The sequence below is a fragment of the Enterobacter sp. GER_MD16_1505_Eko_090 genome (assembly GCF_003331015.1).
In the GTDB taxonomy this organism is placed as follows: Bacteria; Pseudomonadota; Gammaproteobacteria; order Enterobacterales; family Enterobacteriaceae; genus Enterobacter; species Enterobacter roggenkampii.
Window position 1 is genome coordinate 155156 of the sequence record NZ_PUQF01000013.1, and the last position, 13438, is coordinate 168593.

Below are 13438 nucleotides of genomic sequence, written 5' to 3' on the forward strand. Positions count from 1 at the left end.
AATGGTAAAGGTATGGACGCTTCATTGTTAGCCAGATATTCTGCCTGGTATGTTCAAATTTCCTGAATGAGAACGAGATGGCTAAAGAGAGAGCATTGACGCTTGAGGCGCTTCGCGTCATGGACGCGATTGACCGGCGCGGCAGTTTTGCGGCGGCGGCCGATGAACTGGGGCGCGTTCCGTCTGCGCTGAGCTACACCATGCAGAAGCTGGAGGAAGAGCTGGACGTGGTGCTGTTTGACCGCTCCGGTCATCGAACAAAATTCACCAATGTCGGTCGAATGCTGCTGGAGCGCGGCCGCGTGCTGCTGGAAGCGGCGGATAAGCTGACGACCGACGCCGAAGCGCTGGCGCGCGGTTGGGAAACCCATCTGACGCTCGTGACCGAAGCACTGGTGCCGACCGAAGCGCTGTTCCCGCTGGTGGACCGCCTGGCGGCGAAGGCTAATACGCAGCTGTCGATCATCACCGAGGTGCTGGCAGGGGCGTGGGAACGTCTGGAGACGGGCAGGGCAGATATCGTTATTGCGCCGGACATGCACTTCCGCTCATCGTCAGAAATCAACTCGCGCAAACTCTACAGCGTCATGAACGTCTACGTTGCCGCCCCCAACCATCCGATTCACCAGGAGCCGGAGCCGCTCTCTGAAGTGACGCGCGTGAAATATCGCGGCGTGGCGGTCGCGGATACCGCGCGCGAGCGTCCGGTGCTGACGGTGCAGCTGCTGGATAAACAGCCACGTCTGACGGTGACCTCCCTGGAAGACAAACGGCAGGCGCTGCTGGCCGGTCTGGGCGTGGCGACGATGCCGTACCCGTTTGTGGAGAAAGATATTGCGGAAGGGCGGCTGCGGGTCGTGAGTCCGGAGTACACCAGCGAAGTGGATATCATTATGGCGTGGCGTCGCGACAGCATGGGCGAAGCCAAATCATGGTGCCTGCGCGAAATACCCAAACTCTTCGCCCACCACAATAAATAAACGAGTAGGCCCGGTAAGCGTAAGCGCCACCGGGCAGTAATTTACGCGACGATCCTAGGATCCGGACCAAAGCGGTTTTCACCTGGGGTGCCGCTCTGACAGTTGAAGATCAAAATCACGATCCAGCCCACGATCGGGATCAACAGCAGCAATAGCCACCACGCCGAACGATCGGTATCGTGCAGCCGACGGAACAATACCGCCCACGATGGCAGCAGGACTAACAGGCCATAAATGGTGGTCAGCACGCCTTCACCGCCAGCCCGCTCCCAGCCAAGAATTTTATCCACAATACCCAGCACCATGATGAGGATGAAGTTCACCAGAACGAACATCCAGTACTCTTTGCGGCGGGCGCGGCCACCAAATCCAATGTAGTTGCGCAGTACTTTTAAATACCAGTCCATTTTCCTTGCCTCATTAGTCAGTCAATCACTTGTTTTCTAAGCGATCGAGGTAAGAATAGATGGAGATTGTGAATTAAAAAAGGGCATCTGGTGATGCCCTTAATATTTATCCAAAACGGACGTCGCGCCCGTGCGGTTCATCCAGATCCTGCCACGGACCGATGGAGATAATACCCGTCGGGTTGATGGTCTTGTGGCTACGGAAATAGTGGGTGCGAATATGGTCGAAGTCGACCGTCTCCGCGATGCCCGGCATCTGGTAGATGTCGCGCAGGAAACCATGCAGGTTCAGGTAGTCGCTGATGCGGTGCTTGTCGCACTTAAAGTGGGTGACATAGACCGGATCAAAGCGAACCAGCGTGGTCCACAGGCGAATGTCCGCTTCCGTCAGGCGATCGCCCGTCAGGTAGCGATGCTGGCCCAGGATCTGTTCCAGGCGTTCCAGCGATTCAAACACCTTTCCGACCGCTTCGTCATACGCTTCCTGGCTGGTGGCGAAACCGGCCTTATAGACACCGTTATTGACGTTGTCGTAAATCCAGCCATTCAGTTCATCAATTTTCTCGCGCAGCTCCACCGGATAGTAATCTCCGGCACGGGCGCCGTGCGCGTCAAACGCGGTATTGAACATGCGGATGATTTCCGCAGACTCATTGCTGACAATCGTCTGGTTTTTCTTGTCCCACAGTACCGGAACGGTCACGCGCCCGGTGTAGTGCGGATCGGCGCGCAGATAGAGCTGGTAGAGGAAATCGTGGTGATAAAGATCGTCGCCGGTTGCCGCAGGGAAATCACTGTCAAACGTCCAGCCATTTTCCAGCATCAGCGGGTTGACCACGGAAACCGGAATGAAGGATTCGAGACCTTTAAGCTTGCGCACGATCAGCGTGCGGTGGGCCCACGGGCAGGCGAGGGAAACATAAAGATGATAACGATCTTTCTCAGCCGCGAAGCCGCCTTCGCCGCTCGGGCCTGGTGCGCCGTCGGCGGTCAGCCAGTTACGGAAGGCCGAAACAGAGCGCTTAAAGCGACCTCCGGTGGATTTGGTGTCATACCAGACATCCTGCCAGACGCCGTCTACGAGTTGTCCCATTTTTTCTCCTCCGTCAGATAGCAAAAGCGAGGAGATGTCTCCTCGCTTTGTGTTTATTCAGTATAGCGTGCTTACCATTTCTTATTCAGAACGCGGTCGATGCTGTATGCGCCCGGGCCAGTGACGGCCAGCAGCAGGAAGCCACCCGCGATGGTTAGGTTTTTCATGAACATCAGTGAGTTCACGCCTTCCGCAAAGTTGCTGTGGAAGATGAACGCGGTCAGCAGGGTGAAGCCTGCGGTAAACAGCGCGGTGGTACGGGTCAGGAAGCCGAACAGCACTGCCAGGCCGCCGCCGAACTCAAGAAGAATGGTCAGTGGCAACAGGAACCCCGGAACGCCCATGGCTTCCATATACTGCTGGGTACCCGCATAACCGGTGATTTTTCCCCAACCTGCCACGATGAACAGAATTGGCATCAGAATACGCGCGACCAGTACACCAACATCTTCTAATTTTTTCATTTTACTCTCCAGGAAACCACATCAGCGGCTGAACGTTATTTGTCTGCAATTCCGGGTAGATACCGCGTCGTTGCTGTCGATGGAGAGCATCATAAACGTGACGGTGGGCGATTGTTAGCAAGGAAAACTGTCAATCTTCTTCAAAGATATTGAGTAAGGGAGGGGGAGGATTTTGCCGGGTGGCGCTGCGCTTACCCGGCCTACGCGTGCAAGTAGGCCGGGTAAGGCGTAGCCGCCACCCGGCGAGAAGGCTAGCGTAATTGCTGCTGACGGATCGTGGCTTTCACCAGACGCCAGGCGCTCCAGGCACCAAAACCCCGGCGCGCCCAGCGGATGAGCATATTTGGATGACGAACCGTCCAGATAGCCATCACGCTGCTGCCGACCAGCGCCCATGAACGCAGGCTCAGGAAGGTGTTCCAGCCCCGGTCAAACCGTCGCGTCGCGTCAATCCAGTCGCGACGGCTGGCCGACAGATCCAGCCGTTGCTGCTGGATCTGGCTTAGCAGGTACGCTTTTCGCTTTTGACGTTCGGCTTTACCGCTCACGGCTTGTCATCCTCCAGCAGGGCGCGATCGTTAGCCAGCTCCTGACGCGTATGGCGCAGGAACGTGGATTTACGCGCTTTACGCAGCGTCCATATGCCGCCAATCAGCGCCGCGACCAGCAGAACGACGGTCGTGGCAATCATGGCGTTAAGACGATACTGCGGGTCAATGGCCCAGATGATTAACACCATCAGGCTCATCAGACCAAACGCGGCGAAGAGCATGGTCAGTCCAAGCATCAGCAGCATCTGGAAGAGGTTCGCTTTCTCCTCCTCCAGTTCGACCACTGCCAGCCGGACGCGCGTTTCGGCAATCCCGACCAGCGTCGTCAAAATACGCTGGCCGATGCCGAGGACGTTGTTAGCAGGCCCTTGTGCGTGACGAGGATCTTCCATATCAACGACGCGTCAGCAGGACACCCAGTACCACACCGACTGCGGCACCAATCCCGACACCCGTCCATGGATTATCACGCACGTATTCGTCCGCACGCGCGGCCGCTTCGCGGGTCTGTTTTGCCAGCGCATCGCCGGTTTCACCCAGGCGATAGCGGCTCTCTTTCAGCGCCTGCTCCGCCTTGCTGCGCAGCTTGCTGACCTCTTCTTTTGACTTGTCAGCAGAGGAGTTCAGCACCTCTTCCAGGGTATCGGCCAGGGATTTCAGTTCAGCGCGCAGATGTTCAGACGTCGTATCTTTTGACATGATTCTCTCCTGTTGAGATTTCCGTTAACTCAATAATCGCGAGCTTCCAGCGCTTTCAGGTCGTCCTGCGCTTCTTTCAACTTCTTCTCGCGCTTAGCAATTTTTTCCGCATCCCCTTTCTCTTTCGCTTCCTGCAGGTCGCGACGGCGCTCGGCTATCTCGTCCTTCTGTTCAGCGATTTTCTTCTGGTGGTCGGCACGCAGCTTGCTGTCTGAACAGTTCGCTTTCACTTCGCTCAGCGCTTTTTTAAGACCATCAACACGGTGCTGATTGTTATGCTTTTCGGCATAACCGATCTCACGCTGAATATCCTGTTCTTTCTCCTGACAGAGAGAATTTGCGAAGGATGCTGTGCTTAAAGAAAAAAGGGCCAGAGCCAGAGTCATGCGGAATTTCATTATCGAAACCTTCCATTGTGTTGCGGCGTAAGCCGCTATCCAAAGTTATGCGGAGTACATTCGAGGGGTGCTCCGCGTACTTAAGCATAGTAAGTAAACGGGGGATTCACCAAAGTGAGTGAAAAGATTCGGAATCCTGGTAATTATCCAAACCGATGCGACGTATCGCGAATCAGCGACAGCCAGGCAGCAGGCTGGCTGTCATCTTCCTGCTGAGCGATGATATACCCGTGCGGCAGCGTACGGTCGAGAACCACTTTTGCGGCGGCACTTTGCGCACGGGAATCAAACTTGATCAGTAAAACATCGTCCTGCGGGGTGATGCTTTTAAAGCGGATCCCGTTCGCGTCCAGATGGTGCCAGACAGAAAAACCGTCAGGCACGCTGGCACCCTGGTTCACCGGGCGAATGGCCAGCGTGGATTCCTGGTGCGAAAGCGCGCTCCATGCCAGCAGCATGGCGCTGAGCACCACCAGTGTTATCACGGCGCAGGCAAAACGGCGCAGGGCGAGCGGTGAGATAGCCATCGTTAGCCTCTGGCTCCGTATTTCTTTTTCCACAGGACGACCAGCGAGCCGATCAGACCGAAGACCAGCAGCACCACAGGCAGCAGCATCAGGCAGGACATCAGCTGGTCTTCATATTTCATAAAGACTGGCGTTTTCCCCAACGCATAGCCGAGCGTCGTCAGAATCAGTACCCACAGCAGGCCGCTCATCCAGTTAAAGAACTGGAAGCGCGCGCTGCTCAGCCCCGACAGACCGGCAATGGTCGGCAACAGAGTGCGTACAAAGGCGATAAAGCGGCCAATCAGCAGCGCAGAAAGCCCGTGCTTATGGAAAAGGTGGTGCGCCCGCTGGTGATAATGTGCAGGCAGGTGCGAGAGCCAGTTCTGGACGATCCGGGTATTGCCCAGCCATCTTCCCTGGATGTAGCTGACCCAGCAGCCGAGACTCGCAGCGACGGTCAGTAACAAAATAGTTTGCGGGAATGCCATCGCCCCTTTAGCGCACAGCACGCCGACAAGCACCAGTAAACTGTCACCGGGCAGGAAAGCAGCAGGCAGCAAGCCGTTCTCAAGGAACAGGATCATAAACAAGACGAAATAGAGCATGCCAATCATGGAAGGGTTGGCCAGCGTTTCAAAATCCTGCGCCCAGAGGGCATGCAGTAGTTGGGTCAAAAGTTCCATTCAGTGTTCCTGGAAATCGGTTAACGTCATGCCTGTTATCCGGGACAAACAGCACGGCGACATGGTTGTGATTTCATTATGGTCGCTCGCGGACACATTGCGGTGTGGCCAACACTGTTCCCTGTTAATTGGCTGGTTAGCAAGCACTAACTTACAAAATAACGAAGTGAATCCAATTGTAACAAAGCCCAACGTTCTGCGTCACAGAATTTGCAGGCGTGAGTTGATTTTGGCGTAAGCCCAGAAAGTGAGCGAGGGGATTTACAAAGGCTGACACTATATATGTTTTGCTTACCCACGTTCGCCGGAAGGCGCAGCGAAGCGCCTGCCAGCGGGAAGGTCATCTATTTTGCGGCACTGGGGACCGTATCGAGATGAACAACGGGATTGTCGGCGAAAAGATAGCGGTCAGCGTTAAATTCGAAGTCGTCGCTGGTTTCATTGAACAGCATCTGCTTAGTGTTTTCCAGGTGCTGCCACATCGCCAGCTTAGCGGCGTGCGGATCTTTACGAATCAGCGCTTTAAGGATTTGATCGTGATCGTCACACCAGTTGTCGACGGTACGGGAATCGATATGGTCGTGCAGTTTTTTCCAGTACGGGTTGTGAACGCGCTGAGTCCACATTTTCTCAACGATTGCCGCCAGCGCCGTATTCTGGGTTGCCAGGGCGACCTGGACGTGGAACTGCAGATCCCACTCAGAATCGCGGAAACATTTTTCCTTGCGGGCATTCTCCTGGATTTCCATCAGCTTCATGATGTCCTGCTTGGTCACCTGCGTCGCCGCAAATTCGGCAATGTTGCTTTCAATCAGCTGGCGAGCCTGGAGCAGCTCAAACGGGCCATAGCTGGCGAATTCCAGACTTTCGTCCGCGACGGGAGAGTGTTTCGGCAGATTGGAAATGACGTGAATGCCGGAGCCTTTGCGTACCTCAACGTAGCCTTCGACTTCCAGCATGATGATCGCTTCACGCACCACGGTGCGGCTGACGCTTTTTTCATCCGCGATAAAGCGCTCGGCGGGCAGTTTATCACCGACAAGATAGACACCTTGCTCGATACGATCTTTCAGCTCCGCAGCAAGTTGTTGATATAAACGACGTGGTTCGGTGATTTCCATATGCGCTCCAGACAGGGTACGGCAGATGATTTGTTATACCACTTTTGCGTGCCACTCTCCAGATTTTGCCATTAAAAAAGCCGCTACTGAGCGGCCTTTAAATGCCCGGCGGCGCTTCGCTTGCACGGGCCTACGGGTTTTGTAGGCCGGGTAAGCGTAGCGCCACCCGGCACAGCAAGGCTAACTCTGCGTGGCCGGTTTCCCGAGGGACTCTTTTGCCAGCTCCTCTGCCGATTTGCTTTTCAGCACCGTCCAGATCACCACCGCGCCCAGCAGGTCGAAGACCGCCAGTACCGCAAACAGCGGGCTGAAGCCGATGGTATCCGCCAGCGCGCCGACGACCAGCGCGAACATCGTACTCGCGGTCCAGGCGGCCATCCCGGTCAGGCCGTTGGCGGTGGCCACTTCGTTGCGACCGAAGACGTCAGACGAGAGCGTAATCAGCGCGCCGGACAGGGACTGGTGCGCAAAACCACCGATGCACAGCAGGGCGATGGCCACGTACGGGCTGGTGAACAGGCCGATCATGCCCGGGCCAATCATCAGCAGTGCGCCCATGGTGACCACCATCTTACGGGAAACGATCAGGTTCACGCCAAACCAGCGCTGGAACAGCGGTGGCAGGTAGCCGCCCACGATACAGCCCAGGTCAGCGAACAGCATCGGCATCCAGGCGAACATCGCGATCTCTTTCAGGTTAAAGCCGTAGACTTTAAACATGAACAGTGGGATCCACGCGTTGAAGGTCCCCCAGGCCGGTTCCGCCAGGAAACGCGGCAGGGCGATACCCCAGAACTGACGGGTGCCCAGGATCTGCCAGACGGTCATTTTTTTGCCGTTGTTGGTCTGATGCTGCGCTTCCTGACCACCAATGATGTACTCGCGTTCTTCTTCGGAGAGTTTTTTCTGATCGCGCGGGTGCTTATAGAAAACCAGCCATGCGATTGCCCAGGCGAAGCTCAGCACGCCGGAAATGATGAAAGCCATCTGCCAGCTGTGCATCACGATAGCCCACACCACCAGCGGCGGCGCAATCATCGCCCCGATGGACGAACCCACGTTGAAGTAGCCGACAGCAATAGAGCGCTCTTTTGCCGGGAACCACTCGGAACTGGCCTTCAGTCCCGCCGGGATCATCGCGGCTTCTGCCGCACCGACCGCACCGCGCGCCAGCGCCAGGCCGCCCCAGCTGCCCGCCAGCGCGGTGGCTCCGCAGAACACCGCCCAGGCGATGGCGAAGAAGGCATAGCCGATTTTGGTACCGAGGATATCCAGCACGTAGCCTGCAACAGGCTGCATGATGGTATACGCCGCGGAATAGGCAGCAATGATGTAGGAGTATTGCTGCGTGGAGATATGCAGCTCTTCCATTAACGTCGGCGCTGCGGCTGCGACGGTGTTACGCGTCAGGTAGCCCAGCACGGTGCCTAACGTCACCAGTGCGATCATGTACCAACGTAACCCTTTAATTTTACGCATGTAAAACCTCATCGTTATAGTATTGCCGTGCCGGGACACGGTAACCGCTCGACCGTTGCCGGGAGCCGTTCAGTAACGGGAGGGGCGTAACCGGGAAATGTCCCGGAACGGCCCGAACCTTGCCAAAAGTCATCTGCATAAGTCGGTTTCCGTACCGTTAAATCTGGTGTAACTGACACCAGGAATGCATTCCGTCGGCTTATAGTTTGCGACGGCGAAAAGATAACTTGTCATACAGCTTTAAAAGGTGAGTGACATCACAAATGTATGATTCTTTGTGGGGACATTATTCGTGTCGCTTCAAGCCAGTACTGGCGCGGCTTGTAGAAGGATTTACTCCAATTTGGGTAATGTATTTGTCTGCGTTTATTGATCTCACTCACGAAAAAAACGTCGGATGATGGAAATTGGTGTGATAACTTTGCAGCATATGAACATACGCTTTCTGACGCTCCCGTAATGAGGAAGACGATAATGACGCCGTTTATGACCGACGATTTTCTGTTAGATACCGAATTTGCTCGCCGCCTGTACCACGACTATGCAAAAGATCAGCCGATTTTCGACTACCACTGCCATCTGCCGCCGCAGCAGGTTGCCGAAAATTACCGTTTCAAAAACCTGTATGACATCTGGCTGAAGGGTGACCATTACAAATGGCGTGCGATGCGCACCAACGGCGTGGCTGAGCGCCTGTGCACCGGCGATGCGACCGATCGCGAGAAGTTTGACGCCTGGGCGGCGACCGTCCCGCACACCATCGGTAACCCGCTCTATCACTGGACGCACCTTGAGCTGCGTCGCCCGTTTGGCATCACCGGCAAACTGCTCTCTCCAACGACCGCTGATGAAATCTGGGACCAGTGCAATGCGCTCCTGGCGCAGGATAACTTCTCCGCGCGCGGCATCATGAAGCAGATGAACGTGAAGATGGTCGGCACCACCGACGATCCGATTGACTCCCTGGAGCATCATGCCGTTGTCGCCAAAGACACCTCTTTTGATATCAAAGTGCTGCCAAGCTGGCGCCCGGACAAAGCCTTCAATATTGAGCAGGCCACGTTCAACGACTACATGGCGAAGCTGGCGGAAGTGTCCGATACCGACATCCGTCGTTTCGCCGATCTGCAAACCGCGCTGACCAAACGTCTGGATCACTTCGCGGCGCACGGCTGTAAAGTCTCTGACCACGCGCTGGACGTGGTGCTGTTTGCGGAATCAAACGAGGCCGAGCTGGACAGCATTCTGGCGCGTCGCCTCTCCGGCGAAGCCCTGAGTGAGCACGAAGTGGCGCAGTTCAAAACGGCGGTACTGGTGTTCCTCGGTGCCGAATACGCGCGTCGCGGCTGGGTACAGCAGTACCACATCGGTGCACTGCGCAATAACAACCAGCGCCAGTTTAAACTGCTGGGTGCGGACGTGGGCTTTGACTCCATCAACGACCGTCCGCTGGCGGAAGAGCTGTCAAAACTGCTGAGCAAACAGAACGAACAAAACCTGCTGCCGAAAACCATTCTCTACTGCCTGAACCCGCGCGATAACGAAGTGCTGGGCACGATGATCGGCAACTTCCAGGGCGAAGGGATGCCGGGCAAGATGCAGTTCGGCTCCGGCTGGTGGTTCAACGATCAGAAAGACGGCATGGAGCGTCAGATGACGCAGCTGGCGCAGCTTGGCCTGCTGAGCCGCTTTGTCGGCATGCTGACCGACAGTCGCAGCTTCCTGTCCTATACCCGTCATGAATACTTCCGCCGCATTCTGTGCCAGATGATTGGCCGCTGGGTGCACGCAGGCGAAGCGCCGGCGGATATCCAGCTGCTGGGCGACATGGTGAAAAACATCTGCTTTAACAATGCGCGTGACTACTTCGCCATTGAACTGAACTAGGGCCGTTTGAGGTTGATATGCAATACATCAAAATCCATTCGCTGGATAACGTGGCCGTCGCGCTGGCAGATTTAACCGAAGGGACGGAAGTCACCTTCGACAACCAGTCGGTGACGTTACGCCAGTCCGTTGGACGTGGACACAAGTTTGCCCTGATCCCCATCGCCAAAGGGGAGAACGTGGTGAAGTACGGTCTGCCCATCGGTCATGCGCTGGCGGATATTGCGCCGGGTGAATACATCCATTCCCACAACGCCCGCACAAATCTGAGCGATCTGGACGAGTACAGCTATCAACCTGATTTACCTGCGGCACAAGAGCAGGCGGCGGATCGTGAGGTACAGATCTACCGCCGCGCAAACGGCGACGTGGGGATCCGCAACGAGCTGTGGATCCTCCCGACCGTCGGCTGCGTGAACGGGATTGCGCGTCAGATCCAGACGCGCTTCCTGAAAGAGACCAACGATGCCGAAGGCACTGACGGCGTGCATCTGTTCAGCCACACCTACGGCTGCTCCCAGCTGGGTGACGACCACATCAACACCCGAACCATGCTGCAAAACATGGTGCACCACCCGAACGCGGGCGCGGTGCTGGTGATTGGCCTGGGCTGTGAGAACAATCAGGTGGACGCCTTCCGCGAGACGCTCGGTGAGTTTGACCCTGAGCGCGTGCACTTTATGGTGTGCCAGCATCAGGACGACGAAGTGGAAGCGGGCGTCGAACAGCTTCATCAGCTGTATGAGGTGATGCGCCACGACAAGCGCCAGCCGGGCAAGCTGAGCGAGCTGAAGTTTGGTCTGGAATGCGGCGGGTCTGATGGCCTGTCCGGTATCACCGCCAACCCGATGCTGGGGCGCTTCTCGGACTATGTGATCGCCAACGGCGGCACGACGGTATTGACCGAGGTGCCGGAGATGTTCGGTGCGGAACGTATTCTGATGAGCCACTGCCGCGATGAAGAGACGTTTGAGAAGACCGTCACCATGGTGAACGACTTCAAGCAGTACTTCATTGCCCACAATCAGCCCATTTACGAGAACCCGTCGCCGGGTAACAAAGCGGGGGGGATCACCACGCTGGAAGAGAAATCCCTCGGCTGCACCCAGAAAGCAGGCGCGAGCCAGGTGGTTGACGTTCTGCGCTACGGCGAGCGCCTGAAAACGCACGGTCTGAACCTGCTGAGCGCGCCCGGTAACGATGCGGTCGCCACCAGCGCGCTGGCGGGAGCCGGCTGCCATATGGTGCTGTTCAGCACCGGTCGCGGCACGCCGTACGGCGGTTTTGTGCCGACGGTGAAAATCGCCACCAACAGCGAGCTGGCGGCGAAGAAAAAACACTGGATTGACTTTGATGCCGGGCAGCTTATCCACGGCAAGGCGATGCCGCAACTGCTGACGGAATTCGTGGACGCGATTGTGGAAATTGCCAGCGGCAAGCAGACCTGCAACGAGAAGAACGATTTCCGCGAGCTGGCAATCTTTAAGAGCGGTGTGACGCTATAAGTACTTTGTCGGGTGGCGCTAGCGCTTACCCGACCTACTAAACCCTGTAGGCCCGGTAAGGCGTAGCCGCCACCGGGCTTTTGTTTTTAACTGCGGAGGGCGTTCTTCGCTAAACGCGCGTCTTCCGCCTGACAGGCCGCCGCGGTAAACAGCACGTCGGTAGAGGAGTTCAGCGCGGTTTCGCAGGAGTCCTGCAGCACGCCGATGATAAAGCCGACGGCAACCACCTGCATGGCGATTTCGTTCGGGATGCCGAACATATTACACGCCAGCGGGATCAGCAGCAGCGAACCGCCCGCCACGCCGGATGCGCCGCAGGCACACAGCGATGCCACCACGCTCAGCAGCAGCGCGGTTGGCAGATCCACCGGAATACCCAGCGTATGCACCGCCGCCAGGGTCAGTACAGTGATCGTAATCGCCGCACCCGCCATGTTCACGGTCGCACCCAGTGGGATCGACACGGAATAGGTATCGCGATCCAGGTTCAGCTTCTCCGCCAGCGCCATGTTCACCGGTATGTTCGCCGCAGAGCTGCGGGTGAAGAAGGCATACACGCCGCTCTCGCGCAGGCAGGTCAGCACCAGCGGATACGGGTTGCGGCGGATCTGCCAGAACACCAGCAGCGGGTTGATCACCAGCGCCACCAGCAGCATACAGCCGACCAGCACAACCAGCAGTTGCGCGTAGCCCCACAGCGCGTCAAAACCGGTGGTTGCCAGCGTGGAGGAGACCAGGCCGAAAATACCGATTGGCGCAAAGCGAATCACCAGCTTCACCATAAAGGTGACAGCGTTGGACAAATCGTTGACCAGGTTTTTCGTGGTCTCGTTGCCGTGACGCAGCGCGAAGCCCAGACCAATCGCCCAGACCAGGATGCCAATGTAGTTTCCGCTCATCAGCGCGGTGATGGGGTTAGAGACCATGCTCATCAGCAGACCGCGAAGGACTTCCACAATCCCGGACGGCGGCGTGATATCACCGGCCGCGCTGGTCAGGTGCAGCGTGGACGGGAACAGGAAGCTAAACACCACGGCCGTTAAGGCTGCAGAGAAGGTTCCCAGAAGATACAGGAACAGAATAGGGCGAATGTTGGTTTTTTGTCCGTGCTGGTGGTTGGCAATCGATGCCATGACCAGCATCAGAACCAGTACTGGCGCGACGGCTTTCAGGGCGCCCACAAACAGCGTCCCGAGCAGCCCCGTGGCCTCCGCAGCAGGTTTTGACACCATGGCCAGCAGAATACCCAGCACCAGTCCTACCAGAATTTGTTTAACCAGACTTCCCTGCGCCAGGCGCGCAAAAAGACCCGTCGATTGTGTGCTCATACATTATTCCTGAGTGAAATTGCGTTCCATTCCGAATGTGCTCTAAGTCACATTTATGTCCGGATGTAAGTAAATGTTTGCCTGGTCGAGTATAGGGAATGCGCGAAAGGAGGGAAGCGTAAAATGCTGGATTTTACGTGTTGCGTCATGTTTTTTAACTATTGATTTACGAAGGTGCCGGGTGGCGCTGCGCTTACCCGGCCTACGGGGTGACGTTGTAGGCCCGGTAAGCGCAGCGCCACCGGGCAAAACGCATTAAGCCTGCTGCTTCTTATCGTGCTGGCGGTTAACCCAGGTATTGATAATCAGCGTCACGATCAGAATGCCAAACACC

At 56.5% G+C, this 13438-nt stretch carries 15 protein-coding genes; 3 read left to right on the top strand and 12 right to left on the bottom strand.

From position 1 onward, the window contains the following. The first annotated feature begins 77 nt into the window (after positions 1–77). Positions 78–980: a DNA-binding transcriptional regulator YhaJ gene (gene yhaJ, locus C6A40_RS16150; protein ID WP_008503135.1), complete on the top strand. Its 903-nt coding sequence runs from the start codon at positions 78–80 to the stop codon at positions 978–980. A gap of 41 nt (positions 981–1021) precedes the next feature. Here the strand turns inward: yhaJ and C6A40_RS16155 are convergent, their stop codons facing one another. From C6A40_RS16155 to C6A40_RS16205, 11 genes are all read right to left on the bottom strand, one after another. Next, positions 1022–1387 carry a DUF805 domain-containing protein gene (locus tag C6A40_RS16155; protein ID WP_045334567.1) on the bottom strand — a complete coding sequence of 122 codons (366 nt, stop codon included), beginning with the start codon at positions 1385–1387 and terminating at the stop codon, positions 1022–1024. Between the two features lie 106 nt (positions 1388–1493). Beyond that, entirely contained in the window at positions 1494–2480 is a 987-nt protein-coding gene (locus C6A40_RS16160) for a glutathione S-transferase family protein (RefSeq protein WP_023326148.1), read from the bottom strand. Positions 2481–2551: 71 nt separating this feature from the next. Next, on the bottom strand, positions 2552–2944 hold the full coding sequence (locus C6A40_RS16165) for a DoxX family protein (protein ID WP_023294633.1): 393 nt from the start codon (positions 2942–2944) through the stop codon (positions 2552–2554). A gap of 251 nt (positions 2945–3195) precedes the next feature. Next, a complete protein-coding gene (locus tag C6A40_RS16170) occupies positions 3196–3492 on the bottom strand; it encodes a YqjK-like family protein (protein ID WP_008503139.1) in 297 nt (98 codons plus the stop codon). Then, positions 3489–3887: a phage holin family protein gene (locus C6A40_RS16175; RefSeq protein ID WP_014885329.1), complete on the bottom strand. Its 399-nt coding sequence runs from the start codon at positions 3885–3887 to the stop codon at positions 3489–3491. The genes C6A40_RS16170 and C6A40_RS16175 overlap by 4 nt, the downstream gene beginning before the upstream one ends. A 1-nt stretch (position 3888) precedes the next feature. Continuing rightward, entirely contained in the window at positions 3889–4194 is a 306-nt protein-coding gene (locus tag C6A40_RS16180) for a DUF883 family protein (RefSeq protein ID WP_008503141.1), read from the bottom strand. Between the two features lie 29 nt (positions 4195–4223). Beyond that, positions 4224–4592 (bottom strand): DUF1090 domain-containing protein, encoded by a 369-nt coding sequence (locus C6A40_RS16185; protein ID WP_008503142.1) that lies wholly within the window; start codon positions 4590–4592, stop codon positions 4224–4226. Positions 4593–4735: 143 nt separating this feature from the next. Continuing rightward, the gene (gene mzrA / locus C6A40_RS16190) at positions 4736–5119 is read right to left on the bottom strand and encodes an EnvZ/OmpR regulon moderator MzrA (protein ID WP_023294631.1); all 384 of its coding nucleotides are present in this window, start codon (positions 5117–5119) and stop codon (positions 4736–4738) included. Positions 5120–5121: 2 nt separating this feature from the next. After that, complete coding sequence (gene yqjA / locus C6A40_RS16195; protein ID WP_008503144.1) at positions 5122–5784, bottom strand: DedA family general envelope maintenance protein YqjA; 663 nt, start codon at positions 5782–5784, stop codon at positions 5122–5124. Positions 5785–6128: 344 nt separating this feature from the next. After that, a complete protein-coding gene (gene exuR / locus C6A40_RS16200) occupies positions 6129–6905 on the bottom strand; it encodes a transcriptional regulator ExuR (protein WP_008503145.1) in 777 nt (258 codons plus the stop codon). A gap of 180 nt (positions 6906–7085) precedes the next feature. Beyond that, on the bottom strand, positions 7086–8384 hold the full coding sequence (locus C6A40_RS16205) for an MFS transporter (protein ID WP_008503146.1): 1299 nt from the start codon (positions 8382–8384) through the stop codon (positions 7086–7088). Positions 8385–8858: 474 nt separating this feature from the next. Between C6A40_RS16205 and uxaC the strand changes: the two genes are divergently transcribed. Continuing rightward, positions 8859–10271 carry a glucuronate isomerase gene (gene uxaC, locus C6A40_RS16210; RefSeq protein WP_045334565.1) on the top strand — a complete coding sequence of 471 codons (1413 nt, stop codon included), beginning with the start codon at positions 8859–8861 and terminating at the stop codon, positions 10269–10271. Positions 10272–10288: 17 nt separating this feature from the next. After that, positions 10289–11776: a UxaA family hydrolase gene (locus tag C6A40_RS16215; RefSeq protein WP_032664503.1), complete on the top strand. Its 1488-nt coding sequence runs from the start codon at positions 10289–10291 to the stop codon at positions 11774–11776. Between the two features lie 86 nt (positions 11777–11862). Here the strand turns inward: C6A40_RS16215 and sstT are convergent, their stop codons facing one another. Continuing rightward, positions 11863–13104 carry a serine/threonine transporter SstT gene (sstT, locus tag C6A40_RS16220; protein WP_008503149.1) on the bottom strand — a complete coding sequence of 414 codons (1242 nt, stop codon included), beginning with the start codon at positions 13102–13104 and terminating at the stop codon, positions 11863–11865. Between the last annotated feature and the right edge of the window lie 334 nt (positions 13105–13438).